This window comes from Pseudomonas sp. GW823-FHT02F05, from assembly GCF_058797315.1.
The window spans coordinates 1-24,401 of the sequence record NZ_JBXAJM010000010.1 but is presented as its reverse complement, the minus strand read 5'-3'; the positions used below and the strand labels follow the sequence as shown (position 1 = coordinate 24,401).

At 59.0% G+C, this 24,401-nt stretch carries 26 protein-coding genes; 16 read left to right on the top strand and 10 right to left on the bottom strand.

Features of this window, described 5'->3' with window-relative positions; all coding sequences use genetic code 11:
- Nucleotides 1-5 precede the first annotated feature (5 nt).
- Entirely contained in the window at nt 6-1,217 is a 1,212-nt protein-coding gene (locus tag AC1RAC_RS13625; protein WP_492616653.1) for an EAL domain-containing response regulator, read from the bottom strand.
- Nucleotides 1,218-1,409: 192 nt separating this feature from the next.
- On the opposite strand from AC1RAC_RS13625, the gene AC1RAC_RS13620 reads away from it, so the two are divergent.
- Nucleotides 1,410-1,664 (top strand): DUF1652 domain-containing protein, encoded by a 255-nt coding sequence (locus AC1RAC_RS13620; protein ID WP_014718023.1) that lies wholly within the window; start codon nt 1,410-1,412, stop codon nt 1,662-1,664.
- A 5-nt stretch (nt 1,665-1,669) separates the two neighbouring features.
- On the top strand, nt 1,670-1,948 hold the full coding sequence (locus AC1RAC_RS13615; RefSeq protein WP_020303212.1) for a hypothetical protein: 279 nt from the start codon (nt 1,670-1,672) through the stop codon (nt 1,946-1,948).
- Between the two features lie 19 nt (nt 1,949-1,967).
- Here the strand turns inward: AC1RAC_RS13615 and AC1RAC_RS13610 are convergent, their stop codons facing one another.
- Nucleotides 1,968-2,468 carry a CinA family protein gene (locus AC1RAC_RS13610; protein ID WP_054895711.1) on the bottom strand — a complete coding sequence of 167 codons (501 nt, stop codon included), beginning with the start codon at nt 2,466-2,468 and terminating at the stop codon, nt 1,968-1,970.
- Nucleotides 2,469-2,590: 122 nt separating this feature from the next.
- Here AC1RAC_RS13610 and AC1RAC_RS13605 point away from each other — a divergent pair, with 122 nt between their 5' ends.
- Nucleotides 2,591-2,989 carry a low affinity iron permease family protein gene (locus AC1RAC_RS13605; protein ID WP_014718020.1) on the top strand — a complete coding sequence of 133 codons (399 nt, stop codon included), beginning with the start codon at nt 2,591-2,593 and terminating at the stop codon, nt 2,987-2,989.
- 34 nt (nt 2,990-3,023) lie between these two features.
- On the opposite strand, the gene AC1RAC_RS13600 is transcribed toward AC1RAC_RS13605, so the two are convergent.
- Nucleotides 3,024-4,085: a M28 family peptidase gene (locus tag AC1RAC_RS13600; protein WP_198791166.1), complete on the bottom strand. Its 1,062-nt coding sequence runs from the start codon at nt 4,083-4,085 to the stop codon at nt 3,024-3,026.
- A gap of 192 nt (nt 4,086-4,277) precedes the next feature.
- Between AC1RAC_RS13600 and AC1RAC_RS13595 the strand changes: the two genes are divergently transcribed.
- The 5 genes from AC1RAC_RS13595 to AC1RAC_RS13575 all read left to right on the top strand — a co-directional run bounded on the left by AC1RAC_RS13595 (nt 4,278) and on the right by AC1RAC_RS13575 (nt 7,464).
- Nucleotides 4,278-5,042 carry an OBAP family protein gene (locus AC1RAC_RS13595; protein WP_492616652.1) on the top strand — a complete coding sequence of 255 codons (765 nt, stop codon included), beginning with the start codon at nt 4,278-4,280 and terminating at the stop codon, nt 5,040-5,042.
- 81 nt (nt 5,043-5,123) lie between these two features.
- Nucleotides 5,124-6,413: an SDR family oxidoreductase gene (locus AC1RAC_RS13590; protein ID WP_492616682.1), complete on the top strand. Its 1,290-nt coding sequence runs from the start codon at nt 5,124-5,126 to the stop codon at nt 6,411-6,413.
- A gap of 173 nt (nt 6,414-6,586) precedes the next feature.
- Entirely contained in the window at nt 6,587-6,868 is a 282-nt protein-coding gene (locus AC1RAC_RS13585; RefSeq protein ID WP_020303208.1) for a hypothetical protein, read from the top strand.
- Nucleotides 6,869-6,970: 102 nt separating this feature from the next.
- Nucleotides 6,971-7,228 carry a DUF6555 family protein gene (locus AC1RAC_RS13580; protein WP_003190423.1) on the top strand — a complete coding sequence of 86 codons (258 nt, stop codon included), beginning with the start codon at nt 6,971-6,973 and terminating at the stop codon, nt 7,226-7,228.
- Nucleotides 7,225-7,464: a hypothetical protein gene (locus tag AC1RAC_RS13575; protein ID WP_019821471.1), complete on the top strand. Its 240-nt coding sequence runs from the start codon at nt 7,225-7,227 to the stop codon at nt 7,462-7,464. Before AC1RAC_RS13580 ends, AC1RAC_RS13575 begins: the two co-directional genes overlap by 4 nt.
- Nucleotides 7,465-7,740: 276 nt before the next feature.
- Here AC1RAC_RS13575 and AC1RAC_RS13570 read toward each other — a convergent pair whose 3' ends face one another.
- Nucleotides 7,741-8,598: an SDR family oxidoreductase gene (locus tag AC1RAC_RS13570; RefSeq protein WP_492616651.1), complete on the bottom strand. Its 858-nt coding sequence runs from the start codon at nt 8,596-8,598 to the stop codon at nt 7,741-7,743.
- Nucleotides 8,599-8,906: 308 nt separating this feature from the next.
- On the opposite strand from AC1RAC_RS13570, the gene AC1RAC_RS13565 reads away from it, so the two are divergent.
- Nucleotides 8,907-13,052 carry a CheR family methyltransferase gene (locus AC1RAC_RS13565; RefSeq protein ID WP_492616650.1) on the top strand — a complete coding sequence of 1,382 codons (4,146 nt, stop codon included), beginning with the start codon at nt 8,907-8,909 and terminating at the stop codon, nt 13,050-13,052.
- A 15-nt stretch (nt 13,053-13,067) separates the two neighbouring features.
- On the opposite strand, the gene AC1RAC_RS13560 is transcribed toward AC1RAC_RS13565, so the two are convergent.
- A complete protein-coding gene (locus AC1RAC_RS13560) occupies nt 13,068-13,583 on the bottom strand; it encodes a hypothetical protein (RefSeq protein ID WP_492616649.1) in 516 nt (171 codons plus the stop codon).
- A gap of 14 nt (nt 13,584-13,597) precedes the next feature.
- A complete protein-coding gene (locus AC1RAC_RS13555; RefSeq protein WP_003190416.1) occupies nt 13,598-13,819 on the bottom strand; it encodes a PLDc N-terminal domain-containing protein in 222 nt (73 codons plus the stop codon).
- Nucleotides 13,820-14,107: 288 nt separating this feature from the next.
- Here AC1RAC_RS13555 and AC1RAC_RS13550 point away from each other — a divergent pair, with 288 nt between their 5' ends.
- On the top strand, nt 14,108-15,382 hold the full coding sequence (locus AC1RAC_RS13550; RefSeq protein WP_236279715.1) for a glycoside hydrolase family 68 protein: 1,275 nt from the start codon (nt 14,108-14,110) through the stop codon (nt 15,380-15,382).
- A 305-nt stretch (nt 15,383-15,687) separates the two neighbouring features.
- Here AC1RAC_RS13550 and AC1RAC_RS13545 read toward each other — a convergent pair whose 3' ends face one another.
- From AC1RAC_RS13545 to AC1RAC_RS13535, 3 genes are all read right to left on the bottom strand, one after another.
- Nucleotides 15,688-17,397, bottom strand: coding sequence for a polyurethane esterase (locus AC1RAC_RS13545; RefSeq protein WP_236455087.1), 1,710 nt, complete (start codon nt 17,395-17,397; stop codon nt 15,688-15,690).
- A gap of 208 nt (nt 17,398-17,605) precedes the next feature.
- Complete coding sequence (locus tag AC1RAC_RS13540; RefSeq protein ID WP_181197099.1) at nt 17,606-17,809, bottom strand: SDR family NAD(P)-dependent oxidoreductase; 204 nt, start codon at nt 17,807-17,809, stop codon at nt 17,606-17,608.
- A gap of 46 nt (nt 17,810-17,855) precedes the next feature.
- A complete protein-coding gene (locus AC1RAC_RS13535; protein WP_236455089.1) occupies nt 17,856-18,755 on the bottom strand; it encodes a LysR substrate-binding domain-containing protein in 900 nt (299 codons plus the stop codon).
- Between the two features lie 145 nt (nt 18,756-18,900).
- Between AC1RAC_RS13535 and AC1RAC_RS13530 the strand changes: the two genes are divergently transcribed.
- From AC1RAC_RS13530 to yecR, 4 genes are all read left to right on the top strand, one after another.
- On the top strand, nt 18,901-19,287 hold the full coding sequence (locus AC1RAC_RS13530; protein ID WP_236455091.1) for a hypothetical protein: 387 nt from the start codon (nt 18,901-18,903) through the stop codon (nt 19,285-19,287).
- A gap of 11 nt (nt 19,288-19,298) precedes the next feature.
- Entirely contained in the window at nt 19,299-19,901 is a 603-nt protein-coding gene (locus AC1RAC_RS13525) for a glutathione S-transferase (protein WP_236455093.1), read from the top strand.
- A gap of 68 nt (nt 19,902-19,969) precedes the next feature.
- The gene (locus AC1RAC_RS13520) at nt 19,970-20,395 is read left to right on the top strand and encodes a glutathione S-transferase family protein (RefSeq protein WP_236279720.1); all 426 of its coding nucleotides are present in this window, start codon (nt 19,970-19,972) and stop codon (nt 20,393-20,395) included.
- A gap of 600 nt (nt 20,396-20,995) precedes the next feature.
- A complete protein-coding gene (gene yecR / locus AC1RAC_RS13515; protein ID WP_089042627.1) occupies nt 20,996-21,298 on the top strand; it encodes a YecR family lipoprotein in 303 nt (100 codons plus the stop codon).
- A gap of 40 nt (nt 21,299-21,338) precedes the next feature.
- On the opposite strand, the gene AC1RAC_RS13510 is transcribed toward yecR, so the two are convergent.
- Nucleotides 21,339-22,589, bottom strand: a complete 1,251-nt coding sequence (locus tag AC1RAC_RS13510; protein WP_492616648.1) for an MFS transporter — start codon at nt 22,587-22,589, stop codon at nt 21,339-21,341.
- 101 nt (nt 22,590-22,690) lie between these two features.
- Between AC1RAC_RS13510 and AC1RAC_RS13505 the strand changes: the two genes are divergently transcribed.
- Together AC1RAC_RS13505 and AC1RAC_RS13500 are read left to right on the top strand one after the other, a co-directional pair.
- Nucleotides 22,691-23,659, top strand: coding sequence for an AraC family transcriptional regulator (locus AC1RAC_RS13505; RefSeq protein ID WP_492616647.1), 969 nt, complete (start codon nt 22,691-22,693; stop codon nt 23,657-23,659).
- Nucleotides 23,660-23,880: 221 nt separating this feature from the next.
- On the top strand, nt 23,881-24,108 hold the full coding sequence (locus AC1RAC_RS13500; RefSeq protein ID WP_054921197.1) for a hypothetical protein: 228 nt from the start codon (nt 23,881-23,883) through the stop codon (nt 24,106-24,108).
- The last annotated feature ends 293 nt before the right edge of the window (nt 24,109-24,401 follow it).

Here is a 24,401-nt window from a genome sequence, read left to right as displayed (position 1 = left end):
TGACATCAAATATTGCTGCGCGAGTTCAACTGGGTCGCCAGCCAGGCCAACGCGCGCGCAGCGTTCATGGGACGAGCACAGAGATAGCCCTGGGCCTCGTTGCATCCCAGCTTCAGTAATCCCTGGCGCTGGCTTTCGTTCTCGACGCCCTCCACCACCACTCGCATGCCCAGTGCCTCGCCCAGTGCCAATGTGCTACTGACCACGGCACGGTTGCGCGCACTGCTTTGAAGATCGCGGGTAAATGCGGCGTCCAGTTTGATTTCGGTAAACGGCAACTGGCACAGGCGCTCCAGCGAGGAATAGCCGGTGCCGAAGTCATCAATCGACAGGCCGGCACCCATCATGCGCAGTCGTATCAGGGTGTCGAGCACGGCGGGAGAAACTTCCAGCAGGCCGCATTCAGTGATTTCAAACGTCAGACGACACGCAGCAATGGCGTGGGATTGGAGTGAATCGCAAAGACGCGGCAATAATGAGCCACGACCGAGCTGGTCGGACTCCAGATTGAATGCCAGCGATAAGACCTGCTGCTCTGCCGACTGCTGCAAGAACTCGAGGCCTTGTTGCAACAGCGCGAAGAACAGTTCATCCAATGCGCCAACTTGAGCGAGCAGCGGCAAAAAATCTGCCGGATACAACAGGCCGTACTGTGGATGTTGCCAACGCGCCAGCACTTCAAAACCGCGCACGTGCCCCGTGCTCAAATTGAACTTGGGCTGGAAGAACGCCTTGAACTCATGCCTTGAAAAACCCCCAGCCACGCAGGCCTTGCTCAAGAACCCAGACCGGCTGCTTCGGCGCGCCTGCTTTGTCGGCGCGCCAATCCTCTCCAAGTAGCGGCTGAGCATAGGCGCAATGGCGCTTGCTGGCACCGGGAAGTCCACATAACCCAATACACTGATGCCCAACAGGCCTGCCATGCGATCAATTGCATCGTGCAGGTCCGTGCCATGGGCGCTGAACATAATGAGCGCTTTAGCCAAGTGGCCACGGCCGAGCACTTCGATGGCCCTCAAGCCGTGTGCGCCCTCGTCCTTCAAGTTGCACAAGGCGATATCGACAGGCCCGGTACGCTCGAGCAACTCAACGGCCGCCACGACATCGGCAACGGAGGCCACCTCTTCACACCCGACCTCCCGGAACACCTGGGTGGCAACAAGCCGCTTGAACGGGTGTTCTTCGATGACCAGAACACGAATAGGTAGGAAGGACATGGCAGAGCACACATAAGTGGGGATGTGCGAATTATCGGCAGACCTTCAGCCGGCGTATTTAGGAACGCTCCTAGAAAGGGCCAGAAATATGTAAGGTAGAACATCTGCCCCAGCAGCCATTACCTTGCCAGTATTTACGCCAACTGATTCTGAGCTAGCCTTAACGCGCTGAGTCCTTTATGCGGTGAACTCATGGATACGCTAACGAAAGCCGAAATCGAAACGGCCCTGTCCGCTCGCCTTCCCAAGTGCGCGGTCAAGTGCGCACTCAACGCGGACGGCAGCCTTTCAGTCACTGTAACGGCGCACGGTATGGACCAATTCACCATCGCCAACATCAACCGCGCCCACTACCACGGTGTTTCGGGGATCAACCGGCTTGTGCGGGAAATACGTGAAGAAATGGTCATCGCCAGACAGTCTTTCTGGCTGTCATCGGTGGGGTAACAGATATGCCAGACGCTACTGACGCAACGCTGCAACCGGTCAACATTCAATACCTGCATGACACGCTGTTCGGTGTGAACACGCTCGCCAGCGAATGCATGGGGCAACTTGTGCGCACTGCGCCCGGCGTGCAGTTGCGGCTTGCACCGCCATGGCCAAAGCTATTGCCGAAGGCCCACTGGATTAGCTTTGAATGGAATGGTCAGGCCTATCGTGGCGTGGTGCAGGAGGCTGAATCCTTGACCAACGGCGACTTGCTGATGGACATCGAACCGCAGCCGTAAACGCGCATACTTGGCAGCATTAGGCGCGTTCACCGACCATCGCCCGTTGGTGAAAATGCGGCAGCCATTTCAATGCATGAAGAGACGCGGCCAACTGCACCTGCTCACGAGAACCCATAAAGCGTTCCTTGCGACTGAACACACTCAGTGCCCCGCCGTTTCGATAGGCCCAGGCAAAACAGACAGTGCCTGGGGGAATGCCATCAATTCCATCCGGCCCCAGCAGGCCAGTGGTGGCGACCGCCACATCAGCGGGGCTGTCGCGCAGCGCGCCTTGGGCCATTTCCTGGGCGACCTCACAGCTGGTGAGATTGAAGGTATCGATGGTATAGCGACGCACGTTCAACAGCCGCTGTTTCGCTTCTGGCGAATACACCACGTACCCGCTTTCGATCCACGAACCGCTGCCGTCGACCTGCGAAAGCAAGGTGATGATCTTGCCTGCGGTACACGACTCCGCCGTCGTGATGACCAACTGATGGTGCTTGAGGTATTCAACGATAGAAGCAGCGACCGACATGCTGAGTGCTCCTTTGCAAGAGGGATTTGCTCATTGATTTTTGTCAAAAAAAACGATTTGTAAAAAAGAATTTCGAAATTCTGCTGGGGTCTACAGAGGAACATCCCCCAGGAGACAGCACCATGAAGTTCGCGAAATTCTGCCAAAAACTCTCCAACCAGGCGGGCAGCTCAAAAACCTTTCTGACAGCCGTCAGCTTGATTGCTGTTTGGGCGCTCACCGGGCCTTACTTTCATTACAACGACACCTGGCAGTTAATCATCAACACCTCCACTACCATCATCACCTTCCTGATGGTGTTCCTGATCCAGAATACCCAGAACCGCGACAACGATATTCTTCATCTGAAACTGGACGAGCTGATTCGTGCCACCAAAGAAGCTCACAATGCGGCGTTGAGCCTGGATAAGCTTGGGTCGCGTGAGTTGCAAAAATTGCGCGAGCAATACAGCAAGCTGGGGCAACCCAATGCGGCCGATGAAATCAGGCAGGAGACAGATTCTCCAAGCGGCCCAATCTGAGCCCCACGCCGGTCAGCGTACCTTGCACCGTCTATCAGGCTGCAAGGTACTCGGCCAATGTCTCGGCACAGGCCTGCACCGCCCCATCCAGAATCAATTCATAACCATGGGTATTTTCCGTTGGAATGGCCAGGCAGCCGGCGCGGGCACAGGTCCCGTTACTCATGACCGCACTGGCATCCGAAGCGAAATCCACCAACAGCGCATATTGGGGGCTGTAGCCGCAGCGCTCTGCGGCAGCCGCCAGGTCGTTGACCACCGCCCGGGTGTAATAGCCTTTCTGGTCCCCCGTATTGATGATCGGGTCGACGGCCAGGCGCGTGCCGTATTCCTGCATGACCGGCCCCACCTCCACCGCGATGGTGGTGTCGCCGGGTAGCGTCGACGCGGCATACATTGCCCCGGCATTGCACTCCTCTTCGAGCGTGGTGAATACCAGATAGACATCCCTGGCCAACGCCTCCCGGCGCGAAGCCAGCAGCTGGGCTGTATGCAGAACGGCAGCAATCGGGGCGCGGTCATCCAGAAAATGCGCGGCAATGGCATCGCCCACTTGGAAGGGCTCACGCCAATGACGGCTCAGCACCACACGGCTTCCTGGCCGAATGCCGTGCTCGCCTAATGCCTGGGCAGTGCATCGTGTGATCACATGAACGTCGTTCCAGTGCACATCGCCCGAGAGCACATCAGCCCCTTGTGCCGTATTACTGGTGGCGTGCATCGAGCCAAAAGACAGCACGCCAGGAAGGATGCGTGCGTCCCCCAGGATATCCACCGGGCACACACCAAAGTTGACCGGGTTGGCCCCACCCAACGCCGTCACCCGCAACGTGCCATCCGCCTCGACGCGTTTAACCACCATGGCGATTTCATCCATATGCGCCATGACTTTAACCGCACCGGCAGGCTCGGCATCGCTGGGTTTGCCCTTGATCAAACCCACCACATTACCTGCCGGATCGACCCAGGCCTCATCGCACAACGGCGTCAGGCTTTCCAGGCATATGGCGCGCACCTCGTCCTCCTGACCGCCCGGCCCGCGTGCCTGGAGCAATTGGGTAAGCAGCGTCGACGCTGGATTTTCAGTCTTGTGCATGGGATGAACACCTCACTGGCAGGTAAGCAATTGCGCTGTCAGCGCCTCTATAAAAAACGACCTGATGAATGAGTGAGTGTTCAACTCAAAGCATTTTGAACGCCCCGTACGCGCGTCTTTCCAACGAGAACAGGATCAAACCTGGCTTTGATCATCGCGCATGAACACACCGGCAACAGGAGGCAGCCGACCATGACTGACAACCCCATCCATCAAGTGACCCAATCCCTGGCCGCAGCAGTGACGCTGGCCCTGCTCAGCGCCTGCGCTGGCAACAACTCACCTTCGAATGTCGAGGCACCTGGGAAGCCGACAACACCTTCGACCCGAACGCTGGAAGCCGGCGCCGCCCTGCTGCAATCACGCCCACCGATTGATGCCCTGAACGCCTACCTGGACGGTTTTCACTTCTACAACGGCCATCCCGATGTGCAAATGGAAGCCCATCACTACTGCGCAATCCTCAACGAGGAGGTCATCCAGTGTGTGATCTACGACGGCAACCGCAAGGATGCGAAGTTGATGGGCGTGGAGTACATCATCAGCGAGGCGCAGTTCAACGCACTGCCCGCGCCTGAAAAGGCGTTGTGGCATAGCCATGTGCATGAAGTGAAGTCAGGGCAACTGGTCGCGCCGGGCATTCCTGAGGCGGCGGAACATGCGCTGATGGAGAAGCTGGTGCACACCTACGGCAAGACCTGGCACACCTGGCATACCGATCTGGATAAACGCCTGCCGTTAGGCGTGCCTCAGTTGATGATGGGGTTTACCGCAGACGGCCAGGCTGACCCGCGTATGGTCGCCGAACGAGATAAACGACTGGGCATCGACAGTGCCGACAAGAAAAAGACGCGTGCCGATATCCCCGCGCCGCCCATCGCGCCCGGCGCGGACGCGTGGCGCCAGGGCACGGTTATCCAGATCGCCGACCCGACCCTGAAGGCCCATCAACATTGACACCGCCATTCAGTCATTTGGATTGAACGATCATTTGCGGGCCCTTCTCTACCCCAAGACCAGCCAAAGGAGGATGTCATGATGATTGATACCGCAACCGGAATGAGGCCTGGCGAGCGATACGCCGTGGAAAACCTGGAGCGCACACCGAACTTCAGCGGGTTTTTCCTGGACGGAAAGTACTACCTGGGCCCTGAACTGATGACAGCAGTCGGATGGCTTGAGGGCCAGACGTTTATCTATGATGAGCTCGACGCCACAGGCGAACCGGTATTTCCCGACCGCGTCGCTGGCACCCTCGAGAACCTGACCCTGGTACTTACTGACGGTACCCGCCTGCAACTGCACCCCGTGCCCGTCCACGTGCCCGAGGATTCGCCTGGCGTCATGCGGGCCAAGGGGAAACTGCACGGCAAAACCGTGGTGATCACCGGCGCCTCCAGTGGCATTGGTCGCGCGGCTGCTCACGCCTTTGCCGAGCAAAGTACCCGCTTGGTATTGGCGGCCCGAGATGAAAAAGCCTTGGAAGAGGTGGTCGAGGAATGCGCTGCGCGTGGCGCCGAGGCCATCGCCGTTAAAACCGATGTAACCCAGGGCGACCAGATGCGCGCCCTTGCCGAACAGGCGGCGGCCTTCGGCAATGGCCGCATCGATATCTGGATCAACAACGCCGGAGTAGGCGCCGTCGGCAGTTTCGAGGACACGCCCCTGGAAGCCCACGAACAGGTGCTGCAAACCGACCTGCTCGGGTACCTGCGCGGCGCCCACGTGGTGTGGCCCTATTTCAAAGCCCAGCACCGCGGCATTCTGATCAACACCTTGTCGCTGGGCAGTTGGGTAGCCCAGCCCTATGCCGTCGCCTACTCAGCCAGTAAATACGGCCTGCGCGGCCTGACTGAAGCACTGCGTGGGGAGCTGACTGATTACCCCGATATTCATGTGTGCGACATCTATCCCGCCGTAATGGACACACCAGGCTTTCGCGATGGCGGCAATTTTACCGGCCACACCTTGACGCCACCGCCACCGGTCTATGACCCGCATAAAGTCGCGCAAGCGATGGTGGCCTGTGCGCTGCAACCGAGGGACAGCACCACGGTAGGCAGCGCTGCCACCGTGGCCCGTGTCGCGCATTTTTTGCTGCCTGGCTTTGCCCGGTTATCCGGCTGGCTCACCCGCCTCGGGCTGGAGCGCAGCCCGCGCGCCGTGACCTCTACGGGCAACCTCTACACCCCGGCAAGCGGCGAACGTCGTGTGGAAGGCGGCTGGCGGCAAACCCGCCGTACGCCCTATGGGATGGTTGCAATAGGCGCAGCGCTGCTAGTGGGCGGCGTTGTCGTTGCGCGCAAATATTCGGCTCGTCACAAATGAAAACGGGGCAAATCCCGGATACCAGCCAGTCAAGCACAACTCCTCTGTGGGAGCGGGCTTGCTCGCGAAGGCGTCGGTCCATTAAACATTGATGTGACTGATCCACCGCTTTCGCGAGCAAGCCCGCTCCCACATTTGATCTTCGTTGTCCCCCCTTTATGAGGTAACCCAGCATGTCTTACGACTACCAAGGTATTGCCAGTGTCATCACTGCCTCGCGCCATCTTGGAACACCCTCAGATGAACGCCTTAACGAATCAAAAAACATCCAAATGACCAGTAGCGGTAAACCGACCATCGCGCGCTTGGACTTTGACACGCCAATGGATTGGCCCGGCAATCCCAACTTTATCACCGTCAATTTGCCCGACGGCTCCTCTGTCAGCGGGGTCATCGCCGAGCTGCAACGCCCGGCCGATGGGCCTGGATGGGTCACCTTTACGGTAGACGATTAGGTCTCGTCCACGCCCTGCGCCCAATCATCGAATTGTCGGACAACTTATTTGAATTTTTTTTGACGTCAAATATCTGTAGTTCATGAGTATCAAGGAGGCCTCATGAAACACAACGACCTTTTCACTATCGAGTACCAGCTGCACGGCGAGCCCAAGTCCTTCATCGTGCGCGCACCGCGCATGGACAATGCCGAGGCTTGGCATTGGGCCAGTTGTGACGCTGGTGTGGCGGTCATCCCCAAATTTGGGCAACACACGTTCAAGCGTGTGTCCAAACCGATGGCGGAGAAATACGGCATTACCCAGGTGCGCTGGAGTGGCGCGGCACAGATTCAATGGGCGGAGGGCCTCAGAGGATGAACAGTCAGACTCTTGGTTACACAACTACAAACAGGCGGGACGACGAGGTCACGCGAAACGCCGAGATGTTCTTCGAAGCGGATCGATTGGACGCGTTGGCGTACGAGATCATTGAGTCCTACAGCGGCGATGCGCAGACGTGGGCGCGGTTTACCGAGGCGAAGAAACGTGCGGATGCGCAGCGCACAGTGGCCTATCGGGAGTGGATGCGAATTCATCGTTCCAAGCGCAAATAACGTCAGCCTGTGGGAGCTGGCTTGCCTGCGATAGCGGCCTGACAACCAATCAGGATGTCAGGCCGAGTGTATATCCCCTCGCGTTTACGCCCCTGACTCAGGGTCTGTCGAAGGCCCTCCGGGAGCAACACCGCCTTGCTCCTTTGCCTGTTGTCCGCCTGCCGGTGCCTGCGATTTATCGTTTCGCTTAGCCGCCGGCGGGCGCACCTTGCGCTCAGAAGGATTCGGTTCGTGGTGCTTCGAGGCTTCGCTCATACTGCCCTCCTCAATCACTGATCAAAGTATCGGCTTGCCACCCGTCACGCCGTAGCGTTCGCCGGAGATGTAGCTGCCTTCATCCGACGCCAGCAGCACATAGATCGGCGCCACTTCCACTGGCTGGCCTGGGCGTCCCAATGGGGTGTTGCCGCCAAAGTTTTTCACCATGTCCGGCGTCATCGTCGAGACAATCAACGGCGTCCAGATAGGCCCGGGTGCCACGCTGTTGACGCGAATCCCCCGCTCGCCGAGCATCTGCGCCAGGCCGGCGGTGAAGTTGGCAATCGCGCCCTTGGTGGCCGCATAGGGCAACAGGCTGGGGTTGGGCATATCGGAGTTGACCGAGCTGGTGTTGGTGATCGAACTGCCCTCGGCCATATGCGGCAGCGCGGCCTTGCAGATGCGGAACATCGCGGTGATGTTGACGTTGAAGGTTTTCACCCAGTCCTCGTCGGGGATGTCTTCCAGCGATTGATAGGTCATCTGGAACGCTGCGTTGTTGACCAGCACATCGATGCGGCCGAATTTCTCCACGGTGTCGTTGACGATGGCCGTGCACTGCGCCGCATCGCCCAGGTCGCCGGGCAGTAACAGGCATTGACGACCCGCCGCCTCGACCCAGCGTGCGGTCTCCTTGGCGTCTTCATGTTCATCCAGATACGACACCGCCACGTCCGCGCCTTCACGTGCGAAGGCAATGGCCACGGCCCGTCCGATGCCGCTGTCGGCCCCGGTGACCAAGGCGATTTTATTGGCGAGCCGGCCCGAGCCTTGGTACGACTGCTCACCGCAATCGGGCATCGGGTCCATCTTGCGCTGCTCACCGGGTACGGGCTGTTGCTGGGCGTTGAAGGGTGGTTTTGGGTAGCTGTTCATCAGAACGTCTCCTGGGTGGGTTTCTCTTTGCGAGGGTTCGCCAGGAAGCGAAGTTCAGACGGATTTTCAGAAAATCGGATAACCGTGCAACCACGATGGCCACTCGTCAGTTTGATTAAACCTTCCGCAGGCTGCGCGCCTCAACCGGGTGTAAGTGGTCGGTCGAATGACCGGGTGGCCTAAACGCATTTTTTGTTGGCGGCAGGTTTTCAGCTATATTTCACTGTCGGTTCAGCCCTCGCCCTCGTTGCTCAAGTTCTTCCCTCTACACCCGTCTTCCTGTGCGCCGTTATCCAAGGTTGGTATTTATGAAGTCTGCCCCCCCGCGGTCCCCCAACGTTCCGCAACGCAAAGATTTGACCCCCAGCAACTTGAATTTCCCGGTGGTGGGTATTGGCGCGTCGGCGGGCGGGCTGCAAGCCGTGAAAGCGTTCTTCGAGCACATGCCCAGAGACTGCGGCATGGCCTTTGTGGTGATCCTGCATCTTTCGCCCGACCATCAAAGTGTGGCGGGCAAGATCATTCAGGAAACGACCCGCATGCCGGTGTCGCAGGTCAATGACGCCACGCCCATCGAAAAGAATCACGTGTACGTCATCTCGCCAGCACAGCTCTTGAAGATGAATGATGGCTACCTCGCGGTCTCACCTTCCGTGCGCGAAGGTGGACCGCACATTGCCATCGACCTGTTTTTTCGCGACCTGGCAGACACCCATAAAGAACGCGCGTTTTGTCTGATCCTGTCTGGTACCGGCTCAGATGGCGCGGTAGGGCTGTCACGCATCAAAGAGCAAGGCGGCATCACCCTGGTACAAGCACCGGAAGACGCCGAGTACGATGGCATGCCGCTGGCGGCCATCGAAACCCAGATGGTCGACCTGGTGCTGCCTGTGGTGGAAATGCCGCAGAAGCTGCTGGAACTGTGGCGCAATGCCCAGTCGATTGTGCTGCCCACCGCCAACGACCCTGAGATCAAGACCACCCCACCCAGTACCGAACGCGATGCCGCCGTGGCCGAGCAGCTGTTGCTGGATATTCTGATCCAGTTGCGCGCCAGTACCGGGCATGACTTCAAGCATTACAAACGCGCCACGGTGTTGCGTCGTATCGAGCGGCGCTTGCAGGTCACGGCCCAACCCGACCTCGCCACCTATTACAACTTCCTCCAGGCCAACCCGGACGAAACCAAGGCGTTGCTGGGCGACATGCTGATTGGCGTGACCAACTTCTTTCGCGACCGCGAGGCCTTCGAAGCGCTTGAGCGAGACGTAATCCCCAATCTGGTGAAGTCACTGGAAGACAGCGTGCCGCACCGTGAGGAAGTGCGTATCTGGTCGGCAGGATGCTCCACCGGCGAAGAGGCCTACAGCCTGGCGATGCTGGTGGCCGAGCAACTGGCGCTGGACGCCAGCGGTGCAAAGATGCAGGTGTTTGCCACTGATATTGATGAGCGGGCCATTACCCATGGCCGCAACGGCGTGTACCCCGAAGCGATCATCACCGACGTACCGCCTCAACGGTTGCGCCAGTACTTTGCCAAGGAGAAGAACCAGCACTACCGGGTGCGCAAGGAAATTCGCGAAAAGGTACTGTTCGCCAAGCACAGCCTGTTGGCCGACCCACCGTTTTCGCAGATCGACCTGATCGTGTGCCGCAACCTGTTGATCTACCTGGACCGCGAAGTGCAACGCGACATCCTGCAAATGTTCCACTTCGCGTTACGCCCCGGAGGTTACCTGTTTCTCGGCTCCTCGGAGTCGGCCGACGGCTGCCTGGACCTGTTTGTACCGGTGGACAAGCGCAACCGCATTTTCAGGGTGCGTGCCGGCTCGTCCGCCGTGCGTCGCGCCCCGACCATGCCGCGAGGCGGCTACCTGCGCCCGAGCGCCACGACGCTGGCGATTGAAACCAAGGCGCCCAGCAAGGTCTCGTTCGCGGACATCCATCTGCGCGCTCTGGAAAAAGCCGCGCCGCCCAGCGTTATCGTGAATATGCAGGCCGATATCCTGCACATGAGCGAAGGCGCAGGTCGATTCCTGCGCTACGTGGCCGGCGAGGTGACGCACAACCTGCTGACGTTGGTGCATCCCGATTTACGCCTCGATATCCGCACCACCTTGTTTCAGGTCCAGCAATCGAATAGCCCGGTGTCTTCGCGCAAGATCCGCATCCAACGCGAGCAAGGCCCCTTCCTGGTGGACATCAGCGCCCGCCCCTACCGCGATGAAGCGACCGAAAACGACTACGTGCTGGTGATCTTCCAGGAAACCGCCGTCGACCCACAGCTGCCCGACATCGACACCGTCAGCCAGGCCGAAAACGCGATCATGAGCAACCTGGAGCGCGAGCTGCAACGCACCAAGTTGCACCTGCAGGACACCATCGAACAGGCGGAAGTCTCCAGCGAGGAACTCAAGGCCTCCAACGAAGAAATGCAGGCCGTCAACGAAGAACTGCGCTCGGCCACCGAGGAGTTGGAAACCAGCAAGGAAGAGTTGCAGTCGATCAACGAAGAATTGCTGACCGTCAATTTCGAGCTCAAGACCAAGGTGGAAGAGACGGACAAGGTCAACGACTACCTGACCAACCTGATCGCGTCCACCGACATCGCCACGGTCTTTGTCGACCGCAACATGCGCATCCGTTGGTTCACGCCACGGGCCACGGATATTTTCAGTATGTTGCCGGTGGACACCGGACGCTCATTGCTGGACATCACCCACCGCCTCAATTACCCGCAAATGACCGAAGACGCCGCCACCGTGTTTGAGTCCCTGAGCTTGATCGAGCGGGAAATCAGCAGCAACGACGACCGCTGGTACATTGCGCGGTTGCTGCCTTACCGCTCCAGTGAAGACCACATTGATGGCACCGTGCTGACCTTCATTGATATCACCAAGCGGCGTCAGGCCGAAGAGGAACTGCGCCTGGGCGAGGAGCGCATGCGTCTGGTTGCCGAGAGCACCCACGACTTTGCCATCATCATCCTCGATGACCACGGCGCCATCACCGACTGGAACACCGGTGCCGAACTGATCTTCGGCTACACCAAGGACGAGGTGCTGGGCGCTTACTACGACCTGATTTTCTCCCCGGAAGACCGCTCCGCTGGCGTGCCGGAGAGCGAACTGCGCACCGCCCGCGAACATGGGCGTGGCGAAGATGAACGCTGGCATGTGCGCAAGGATGGCAGCCGTTTCTATTGCAGTGGCGAGGTGACGCAGCTCAAGAGCGACAGCTTGCGCGGCTACGTCAAGATTGCCCGCGACCTTACCGGCCACAAACGCACCCAGGACGAACAGAATCAGCGCTTGAAGGAAACCCAGACCAAAAGCCATCTCAAGGATGAGTTCTTCGCGGTGATGTCCCACGAACTCAAGCATCCGTTGAACCTGATCCAGCTGAACGCCGAACTGTTGCGGCGCTTGCCAGCCACCAAGGTCGCGGGCCCGGCCATCAAGGCGGTCAATACCATCTGCGAAGCGGTGTCCAGCCAGGCGCGGATCATTGACGACCTGCTGGATGTCGCCCGGGTTCGCACGGGCAAACTGAAGCTGAAAAAGCAACCGATCGACCTGATTCGCACCCTCAAGGACATTCACAGCGTGGTCCTTGCCGACGGTCATCGTCGCCAGGTCAGCCTTCAGACACCTTCGGTGCCGGGCCCGTTGATCGTTGACGTAGACCCCACGCGCATCGAGCAAGTGATCTGGAACCTGGTCAACAACGCCCTGAAATTCACCCCCGAAGACGGCCAGGTGCAGTTGGTGGTCAGCCGCTCGGACGGGCGCGCGCAACTGGACGTCATCGACAGCGGCGCGGGCCTGGCCCAAGAAAGCCTGGAAGAAATCTTCGACCTGTTCGGGCAAGCGGAAAACCAGCACCAGACTCACCAGCGCGAAGGCCTGGGGATTGGCTTGTCGTTGGTGCGGCAGATGGTGGAGGCCCACGGCGGTTCGGTGAGCGTGCATTCGCGAGGGTTGGGCTTCGGTTGCACCTTTTCGATCTGGTTGCCGCTGTGCGAACAGCAGGATCATCTGCTGGATAGCGGCGCTACCCAGAACGAAGATCAGCGCCTCAATGGCCTCAAGGTTTTACTGGTCGATGATTCAGCCGAAGTCCTTGAGGTGCTGAACATGCTGCTGGAAATGGAAGGCGCCCAAGTGAGCGCCTTCAGCGACCCGTTAAGCGCACTTGAAACAGCCCGGGATGCCCAGTACGACGTGATTATTTCGGACATCGGCATGCCTAAAATGAATGGCCATGAGCTGATGCAGAAGCTGCGCAAAGTAAGCCACCTTCGACAGGCTCCCGCCATCGCCTTAACGGGCTATGGCGCTGGCAATGACCAGAAAAAGGCGACTGAATCGGGCTTTAATGCGCATGTCAGCAAACCCGTGGGCCATGACTCGTTGATCTCCTTGATCGAAAAACTGTGCCGCTCACGCCGTTAGGGTTTGGGCTGACGGTCAAGGGTAGATGAACTGAGAGAAGCGCACGGACGCCCCTGTTGGTCGCGACACCTGGGTATCCACGCTGCCCACCGTGTCGCTGCGCAAGGTCAGGTACAACACGGCCTGGCCGGCGCTGTCACTCAGCATCCAGACGCTTACACCCTCCCCGGCCGCCCTGGCCTTGAGCGGCTGCGGCTGGAGCGTCTCGATATTGAAACCGCGCAGCAGCTCACCGCTCAACTCGACCTCCAGAGGTTCTTGGGCCTTGCCTTGCACATGAATCACCAGCCCATCGGAGGCGCCATTGCGCAAAAAGCGTTGGTACTCCACGCGCAACTGCCCATCGGCACTGCGCACCTCGCGGGTGCTCACCGGCCCGCTGGAAAACAGGCCCGCCAGGCTCAGCCCCATCAGCACCAGCAGCGCGTACCAACCCACCCTTTCAAAGCGCCAGACCTTGCGCTGCAAGGCCATATCTTCCGGTACCGGGTAGTTGCGGCTCTGTAAGTCGTCGGGGTCTGGGTTGTTCATAGCGCGGCCCGGACTCAGCCCTTGCTGTGCTCGGGAGAAGACGGCCCCTTGGTGACACCCCTTGGGCCGGCAATCGCCCATATCGCGGCGCCCAGGAACGGCAGTACCACGACGACAGCACTCCAGCCTGCCTTGCTGGCCGATGCGTTATCGCTGCGCCAGATGCTGTTGATGATCCACGCGTCGAGCAGTACGAGGATCACTGCCAGGCCTATCCAGAAGTAAGTGGTTTGCATGATGCACCTCCAGGTTATGTAACTTTGGGTGCGCAGGCGCAGGCAGGGTTCATTATTTTTGGGCTTTCTGCCTGGCGCTTGGTTTGCCGCCATCATGCGGACAACTTCGCCGATCCATTCAGGAACGAACCTCTTTAAACAAGACACGCTGAAACGTATCAGCTTTGGAAAAAGCACGAATTATACACAACTGCATTTTTAACCTTGACCCATAGCGACGAGTCCTCTAAATTCAAATAACTGTATATGAATACAGTATTTTGAATCCCTTCATGGACGAGGCTTACTATGAAAAGCACCCCTTCGAAATTTGGCAAAACACCCCATCAACCCAGCCTGTGGACCCGCGCCGATGCGCTCAAAGTCCATGCGGACGACCCCACCACCACCCAGCCGCTGGTCAGTGCGAACTTCCCGGTATTGAGTGACGAGGTTTTTATCTGGGACACCATGCCGCTGCGTGATATCGACGGCAACATCACCTCCGTCGACGGCTGGTCGGTGATCTTCACCCTCACCGCGGATCGCCATCCGAACGACCCGCAATACCTCGATCAGAATGGCAACTACGACGTCATCCGCGACTGGAACGATCGCCATGGCCGGGCAAAGATGTACTACTGGTTCTCCCGCACCGGCAAAGACTGGAAACTCGGCGGCCGGGTAATGGCTGAAGGGGTTTCGCCCACCGTGCGCGAATGGGCTGGCACACCGATCCTGCTGAACGAACAAGGCGAAGTGGACCTGTACTACACCGCCGTCACGCCCGGCGCGACCATCGTCAAGGTGCGTGGCCGCGTGGTGACCACCGAGCACGGCGTCAGCCTGGTGGGCTTCGAGAAGGTCAAGCCGCTGTTCGAGGCGGACGGCAAGATGTACCAGACCGAAGCGCAAAACGCCTTCTGGGGCTTTCGCGATCCATGGCCATTCCGCGACCCGAAAGACGGCAAGCTGTACATGCTGTTCGAAGGCAACGTGGCCGGCGAACGCGGCTCGCACAAGGTCGGTAACGCCGAAATCGGCGACGTGCCACCCGGCTATGAAGAGGTCGGCAACTCGCGCTTCCAGACCGCCTGCGTCGGGATCGCCGTGGCCCGCGACGAAGACGGTGACGACTGGGAAATGCTCCCACCGCTGCTGACCGCGGTCGGCGTCAACGACCAGACCGAACGCCCGCACTTCGTGTTCCAGGACGGCAAGTACTACCTGTTCACCATCAGCCACACCTTCACCTACGCCGACGGTGTAACCGGCCCGGACGGGGTGTACGGTTTCGTCGCCGATTCGCTGTTCGGCCCGTATGTGCCGTTGAACGGCTCTGGCCTGGTACTGGGCAACCCGTCCTCCCAACCGTTCCAGACCTACTCGCACTGCGTCATGCCCAACGGCCTGGTGACCTCCTTCATCGACAGCGTACCGACTGACGACACCGGCACGCAGATCCGTATCGGCGGCACCGAGGCACCGACGGTGGGTATCAAGATCAAAGGGCAGCAAACGTTCGTAGTCGCCGAGTATGACTACGGCTACATCCCGCCGATGCTCGACGTCACGCTCAAGTAAACGGAGGCTGTAAGACAACGGGTTTGAATTCGATGACAAACCCGTAGTGGATAGCATCGAGGTATCCCGTCTGATGCAACTCACCCCACCTCACTGGCTACAAGGATGTCGCCAGTGAGGTGGGGTGCGCCGCACCTGTGGCGAGGGAGCTTGCTCCCGTAGCGGTCTGACAGCAGACGCTGATCTCACTGACACGCCGCGATCCAAATGTGGGGAGTAAGGTAGATACGCCTAGGCTGACAGGACGTCACGGGAGCAAGCTCCCTCGCCACAGGTTCAGCGTCACATCACCGTTATTTGGAGACTCAGGAAATATAAATCCCCGCCCCATTCAACTGAGTCATATTCACGCCAACCAACGTCACAGAATTGTCCCCGAAGGACAGCAGCGCGTTGTCCTCGAACATCGAGACATGGGAGCGATAATCGTATTGCTGTCCCAAGTCAGGAATACCCATGAACACCAGCTTATCGCTGGCCTGGTACCCCTCGACCCGGTCATTACCAAAGAGGCCGTTGAACAGGAAGGTATTGCTGCCACCGCCCGACACCATCAGGTCATTGCCCGCCCCGCCAACGAACACGTTATTGCCCTGCCCACCGATCAAATGATCGTCGCCGCCCAAACCAAATAACCACTCCCCTGCTGCATGAGCGGTGAGAACGTTATCCTGTACATCGCCGTTGACTGAGGGCACGTAGTGCGTCAAGGCTGTTCCGGCCAGCAGGCCCTGGCCGGTTACGGTATAGGTGATGTCGTGAGAACCCCACGGAATTGAATTCCACAGTATGTAGGACGTCTCCTTACTCACCAGCGCGCTGATATCCCGAGTCATACTGATACCACCATAGGCGTCGTTGACGTACAGCGTGCCATCGCCATCATTGGCAAAGCTGAAGCCGGCCAGTGGTTTTTGGAGTTCGAAGACGTTATCGCCCTGCCCGCCCAGCAGGATGTTGTAGCCACCGTCATCGCGAAAACGATCATCACCGGCCCCGCCTTCCAGGAAGTCATTGCCGGCCCCGCCCTTGAGCAGGTCGTTGCCCTCGGTGCCGAGGATGAAGGTATTGCCGGTGTGTTTTTCAGCGTAGCGGTTCAGATCTTCTACCCAGGTGGTTCCACGCGCAGCCTCTGTAAGGCTGGAAACCACGATGGTCGAGTCCTTGTCGGTCAAGTCATAGAACTGCGAGGACGCGATGCGCCCCAGGCCCTGGATATAACCGTCCAGGGAGTGGGCCTTGGCGACGCCCCAATTGAGGCTATTGGGTAAATGCGCCGAGAACGACGCGTAATTATCGGTAAAGCTGACGAGGTTGTTCGCGGCCGAATCCCAGCCCCTGTCGTTACCCCAGAAGAGCGCCGAGGTGTTGATGCCGTTTCCATCAATGGCTTTGAACACCGGATCGTTCTCGTAGCCGATATTCAATACCTGAGTGTCACCTGAACGTTGGGTAGGTGAAGCGAAGGTCACATAGTGAGCGTCCTGGTAGAAGCCGCCCCAATGATCGGGGCTCAAGGCCGCCAGGCTGTTGGCCCCGAGCGCGCCGAGGCTATGGCCGGTGACCAGGATATCCTTACCGCTCAGCCCCTGGCTCGCGGCATAACGGGCGACGTTCTCGAACAAGGCGCTGAAGGCGAACTTGGCATAATTGGCGGCGTATCCAGGTAGTGCAGCGGCTGCCAGGTCGCTGGCCACATCGCCCGCGCCATCCCAGGTCAAGCCAAAGGACGTGCCACGAAAGGCAATGCCCATGGCAATCAGCCTGCCACCCCCATCGTACTGCCCGAGAATCTCGACGTTTGCCGAAGGGGCCAAGGCAGTCTCGCCCCAAAAGGTGCCTTGCTTGTCGACGTTCTGCGTCACGCCCAACGCTTGCGCACCAATGGGCGCCCAGCCACCGGTGGCCAGGGGTTTGCCGGTGGAGTCATAAGCGTACTCGGACAACGCCAAGGCGTTGTCCAGCAGCGCTTTGGCTTGCTCGCCCCTCATGCTCTTGTAATCGAAAACGCCCATGCCCTTCGCCCCTTTCAAATGACTATCAGATGGCGATCAGTTCGCACAGCCGGGGTCGATTGAGTGCGCGGCGCTGGGGAGTGTCAAGGGTTACCTAGAAATTCAATAATGCTCATCAAATCACCCTCTCATCCGTGCGCAGGTGCATGCCGTCGATCAACGTGTGTTCTCAATCACCCAATAGTCGGCTGTGTCGACGTTGATGTAACTACCCTTCTCGATGCGTCTGTGCCTGGTCGGCGTCAGTCAGGTCGCTGGCAAAGGTATGCACCTGCAGGCCCGCTCGCTCGCACTCGCGTTGCGCCTGTTCCAGCCGCACTTGCGACCTTGAAACGATCGCCGCTCGGGCGCTTTCACCGGCGAATGCCCGGGCGCATGCCAGGCCAATCCCCGAGCTGCCGCCCGCGACCACAACCAGGCGTTCTTGCAGAGACAGATCCTTTCGGGCAGTACCTCCGTCAGGTGTTTTTTTTCAGTTGCGCGAGGTAACGCTCCACTTCCCCCGATAACCAATGGGAGAACTCGCGTTGTTTATCTTCCGAACTTTCCCTGGGTGGCCACACCAGCCAATAGGGGTACGCGTACGGTGCACTGACGTCACACAGCTGGATCAGTTCGCCCCGCTCGATAGCGTCATGCACCAGGCTGCGCCGCTCCAGCGCGATGCCTTGCCCCAGGCGAACGGCTTCCAGCACCAGGTTGGAGTCATTGCTGCATAAACCCTTGCGCTCGCTGCCCATCTCGACACCTGCAGCCTCGCACCAGGGCAACCAGGACTCAGTGTTGTAGATGATGGTGCTGTCGACCACCTCCTGCGGTGTCTGCGGCAGGCGCCCGCCATTGAAATGAGGGGCGGCAACCACAACGACTTCATCATGAAACAACAGCTTTTGCTCGACGCCCTCCCACTCCCCCTTGCCCATGCGGATGCCGATATCCACTGACTCCTGATGCAAATTGGAGATGGTCAAGCTGGCTTGCAGACGAATGCCGATATCAGGGTAAAGCTGCTGAAAACCCGGTAGTCGCGGTAACAGCCAGGACCGGCCGAACGACGGCAGAACCGCTATCACCAACTCCCCCATCTTGGGCTGTGCCTGGATCAATCGGGTGGCCTCGGCGATGTCGCCCAGCGCTTTGCGGATCTGCAACGCATACAGGCGCCCATCCTCGCTGACTCGCAAGCCGCGCCCTTCGCGCACGAATAGCGTCAACCCCACAATTTCCTCCAGCACCTTGATCTGCTGGCTGATAGCAGAATGCGTGACGTGCAACTCCTTGGCAGCAAGGGTGACGCTCCCCAATCTGGAAGTGGCTTCGAAACTGCGCAGGCATGTCAATGGAGGAAATGCACTCATGTAAGCTCAGCTAACCTTTTCTGGTAAAAATTATCGATATTTTGAGGGCTATACCAACGTTAAAGTAACCTCAAATTAACAATTCCTGCCAGCCACGGGCGTCTTTCCGTTCCACCGTCACCTCGAGAACAGCGGAGCGTCTTCGATGAAAACCACCCTCATGGAACCAAGCCTCCGGACCACCCGCCTCAACCAGGCCCCGCAGGTATTACTGACGAAAATGGGCCAGGGGCGCCATGCCCTGAAATGGCTGGTGACCAAGGATCAACTACTCTCCTTCTGGCTGGAGCAGCAGGCCTACGTGATCGCGCTGAAGGGCCGCCATTGGATGACGTCCCAAGGCATTGATGTCTGCCTGGAACAAGGGACTTTCACCTGCCTTGCGCCGGGCCTGATCCTGCTGGAAGGCGAAGGGGAAATTGCGCTGTACCTGGCCGACCACCAGGCCACCCCCCGCGCCTGGGGGCTGCTGTTCAACCTGTACAAGTACCTCAAGCATCCCCACTGCACGTTGAAAATTACCCTGACGTAAATGGAGGTTTCATGAAACTGGTCGGCATGCTGGACTCGCCTTACGTGCGCCGCGTAGCAATTTCCCTGGATCTTTACGGCGTCGACTTTGAGCATCAGCCACTTTCGGTATTCAGCACCTACGAACAATTTGCCAGCATCAACCCGGTGGTAAAAGCGCCCAGCCTGGTGCTGGACGATTCAACCGTACTGATGGACTCAAGCCTGATTCTCGATTACTTCGAAGCGTCGGCCCCGATTGATAGAAAGCTGTTGCCACAGCAAGCCAGCGCGCGCGTCCAAGACCTGCAGTTGATTGGCCTCGCCCTTGCTGCCTGTGAGAAAACCGTACAGATCGTGTACGAACATAACCTGCGCCCCGCAGAAAAACTCCACGAGCCCTGGCTCGACCGAGTAACCGGCCAGTTGCTGGCCGCCTACTCAGCCTTGGAAAAACGCCTGGCCCATGCGCCGGATGCAGGCTTGACCCAAGGTGCCATCAGCGCAGCAGTGGCCTGGTCGTTCAGCCAGTTCACAGTGGCCTCAGTGGTTAACGCCGAGGCCTTCCCGCACCTGCAGCGCCATGCTGGGAGGCTCGAGGAACACCCGGCCTTCAAGCGATACCCCATCGCATAAGCCCCCTGCAACGTACCGCGAGCCGGCACCTGCCGGCTCTTTGCCCTGCGCTCACATGAACGGCCTCTATGTACACCGTCTTTTTCTCACCCACCGCCAATGGCTATAAAATGCTGCTGATGCTGGAGGCCCTGGCGGTCAGTTATGACATCTGCCACATCCATCTCGCCGGCGATGAACAACACCTTCCCGCGTATCTGCAGGTGAACCCGAACGCCAAAATCTCGGTGCTGCTGGACAACGACAACCAGCAAGTGGTGGTGGAGTCTGCCGCGGTGCTTCTATACCTGGCGGAAAAACACGCACGTTTTGGCGGCACATCGCCCGTACAACGCTGGCAAGTGATGCAGTGGCTGATCTGGCAAGTCAGCAGCCTGGGGCCGATGACTGGGCAGAGTTACCACTTCCATCATCAGTTGCCCCAACCCGATGGGTACTCGGCTACGCGCTATCTGAACCAGACCCACACATTGTGGTTTTGGTTGATTGCGTAAGGCACCTGGCTGAACTTATCCGCGGTCGGCGTCGCAAAGCGGTCGCTCAGCAGTTGTTGCTCATGCGCCAATACATTGATCGCAAAGCCCTGCGCCGCAATCGGTAGCAGCGTCGCAGAGCCCTATAACTGCTTGGGTTGTAGCCGATTTCCGTCAGCCCCAGCACGGTCCACCGTAGCTTGCGTCTCGATTTCCTCCAGGTGATTGTCGGGCTCTTTACGCGCTTCTAGACTCCGCCGCCGTGGGGCAAGTCCCTTTCCCATCATGATTCCCACAGGCGGCACGGCGCAGATTTTTTTGCCGCCGCCATTCGCAAGGAGAATTTCCTGGGCGGCGCTGAACTGAACTCAAAGCCGCGACCCCCAGAGGCCGTCTGGTCAACTGCTCGACGGTCAATAACCCGAATCACTGCATCCTTTCCATCACCATGGATCAGGACAGGAAGGTTGTCGGGTTTGAGGCCGATGCAGGCAAACCGCTGCTGCCCAGTGGTTACCAGTCAGTCAAATTTGGGCCGCCTTCGCCCTCTACGTTGATGCTGGCGAACAAAAAACGAAGCCTACCAACGTCATTTTCACCAACAAAGGATCGTCCTCGACAATGAAACCCGTCATCGTCGCCATCGCCCTACCGCTCTTTGCAGGCTGCGTCACGCCGAAATATTGGGAAGCTACCGGCGGCAACCCGTCCGATGGGCTGGTCCAACTCTCCTACGTACATACGCCATTCGAGCTCGGCCAAATCCGGGAATCCCAAGGTTTGGCGATCGCCACGGGGCGCTGCCAGTTTTGGGACTACGCACGCGCAGAACGCGAAGGTGCGGAGAAATCCGTGTGCCGAACGATGGGGCAATTTCATTGCCTGGAAACCACCGTGACTCAGGATTATCGGTGCCAAATGTGACATCCACCCAAAGCGCAACGAGGCAGTTTGGAAAACCGAATCAAAGGTGCAATGCGGGCGTGGACTCGCGAACGCCATGGACAGAAGGAACCCGGACACGCAGCGCAATCAGCAACGCAGCCAGCAGCATCAGCATCGCTGCCGCTATGAATACGCCAGCGCTGCCACCGAGGCTGAACACTGCTCCGCCAGCGGCGGCGCCCGTGGCGATGGCGGACTGCACAGATGCCACCACCATGCCCCCGGCGCTTTCCGCCTGATCAGGTACCGCGCTGGCGACCCAGTTCGACCACGCTACCGGCACACCGCCGAAGGCCAAGCCCCATATTGCCAGCAGTACTGCCTGCACCGGCAACGAGGGTGGCAACAGCACCAACGCCAATGCTGCAACCCCGACCAGCGCAGGCATTAACACCAGAGTGGCCAGCGGGTGGTGCTCCAGCAGCCTGCCAGCCAACAGCGTGCCGAAGAAGTTCGCCACACCGAACCCCAGCAACATCAGCGACAGCCCTTGCGGGCCGATGCCGGTAGTGCCTTCCAGGAATGGCCGAACATAGGTGAACATCGCAAAGTGACCGCTATGCACCAGCACACAACCGAACATCCCCATGGCGATGCCCGGGCGCTGCAACACTTCGAAAACGGTGCGCAGACGTGTCGGCCGGCGCGGCGCGAGGCGCGGTAAAGTCAATGACTGAAAAGCCAGGGTCACCATGCCTACCGCCGCCGCTGCAAAGAACGCGCTGCGCCAGCCGTATAGCCCGCCCAGATAACTGCCCAGCGGCACGGCAACGACCGTCCCGATGGCAATCCCGCTGAAAATGATCGACAGCGCCCGAGGCAACAAAGCACTCGGCACCAAGCGCATCGCCACCGCCGCAGCCATGCTCCAGAACCCGCCTAGGGCAATCCCCAGCAAGATGCGCATCAACAACAGCACCGCGAAGCTGGAGGAAACGGCGACCAGAAGATTGGAGGCAACCATCAGCGTTGAAAACCCCAGCAACACCCAACGTCGGTCGATACCGCGGGTCAGGCCTGGCACCAACAAACCGGCGAACAGCGCTATCACTGCTGTCACCGTTACCGCCTGGCCAGCCAGTGCTTCGGACACTCCCAGATCAGTCGCCATCAGTGTTAACAAACTGGCCGGAAGGTACTCAGCGGTCAGTAATCCGAACACCCCCATTGCCAGCGAGAAGACCGCCATCCACGCGGGGGCCGCAGGCTCTGCCTCCGAGAAGGCGCCGGGATGGCGGTTGGATACGGCACTACATATACAGTCAGTCATTGCAGGGATCTCCAGTCTTCATTTCAGGCCGCAGTCTAGGCGCCGGAAACTGGATGATCTATGATCAAAAACCTCTACTTTTTGACTAAAACACCTGAACAATGTCTGCAGAACAGTTTGCTCTTTCCTCGGATCTCATCAACGAGCTGTTGCGCGGTATGCGCCTGCGTGGCGTCGAATACCGGCGTATACAAGCCAGTCCGAGTTTCGGTTTGGGCTTCGCTGAAAAACCTGGGCATGCCTGGTTCCATTTCATGGCGGTCGGCAATGCGGTGCTGCGAATGGCGGACGGCACCACCTACGCGCTGTCTGCCGGCAACGCCGTGTTCATCTCCCATGGCGCCGCCCATCAACTGTCTTCCCATGCGGACGCACCTGTTCAGGACATCGACGGTCTAGACAGCGTCCCCCTCGGTGACACCGTGAGCGCGGTGCACACCGCAACCGATGCCAGCCCAACGCCGAGCACAATTTTGTTCAGTGGTTGCATGGAGTTTGAACTGGGCAGTATCCATGGCCTTGGCAAACTGATGCCGGGCCTGATGTTGATTGATGCCGGCGGCCAGCGCTACCCTGGACTGGTGCCTATCCTGACCACCATGGAACGCGAGGTCAGCGCCGCACGTGTGGGCTTCGCCGGTATCCTCGCCCGGTTGGCCGACGTGGTGGCCGCCATGGTCGTTCGCGGCTGGGTGGAGTGCGCTTGCGGTAATGCCTCTGGCCTGGTCGCCGCCTTGCGCGATCCACGCTTGGCCGGTGCGCTGCTAGCGCTCCATCAACAACCGGGCCGCGACTGGACCGTTGCCCAGTTGGCAGAGCAATGCAATACCTCACGCTCAGCCTTCGCGGATCGCTTCCAGGTGACGATTGGCATGACGCCGCTGCGCTATGTCACCGAACTACGAATGCGGCTCGCAAGCCAGTGGCTGACCCTCGAAAGGCTGCCGATCGAAGAGGTAGCACAGCGCTTGGGCTATACATCCCAAGCCGCTTTCAGTCGCGCATTCAAGCGTATTACGGGCAAGACACCGGGGTTAAGTCGCAAGGTGAGGCAGCCCGCTGTTACTTGAAGCTGAGCGCACGTAGTCGACGGTCTGTGCCTCTGAATCATTTAACGCCCGTTACGTCGAGGAATGGGTCACGGCAGTGCACAACCGACTAAAGGACTGTCAAGTATGACAGTAGACGCCTGCAACGCCTCATCTGAGAATGAACGCCACGCGGCGAGAATCCCCAGCCTCTGATACTGGGCCAGCACGTTTGCCGCCAGCACTCGATGAGGGGCTCAGTCATGGAGATCACTGAATGCCGTGCCGCAGACAACGTCATCTTGACACTAAAGCAGCCGATGAACGCGCGACGCACACGCCTGCTGTGCGGTTATCTGCGCCAGATCAATCCGCCGGCCGAGTATTTGATCCTGGTCGAGGAATGGACGGCGCAAGCCCATTACGTGCAGTTCAACCAAATTACAGGGTGCGTGCGTATGACCAAAAAACTGCGGCCACGCCCGGCCTGAGCATCCGCTCATGAACGTGCGTTCACGTAGCATCAGCGTAACGCTGGTGATCGGCGTGTTCACCACCATGGGGTGGTGCAGGCGGAACGCGGCCTCATTAAACCCTCGCAGACCTCAGCTGTTGATTGACCTCCACAGCAGCGGCGTGCCCAGCATTCGGCTGGAAATCAACAGCACTTGGCTGCTTCCATCGCAGGGGGGATATCTATGCCCAACGTAAGCGTCTAGGCAACACACCTTGACGAGGCCTTCGCGTCATTCGGTTTCGATGATGGCTTGCTTCCTCTATGCTT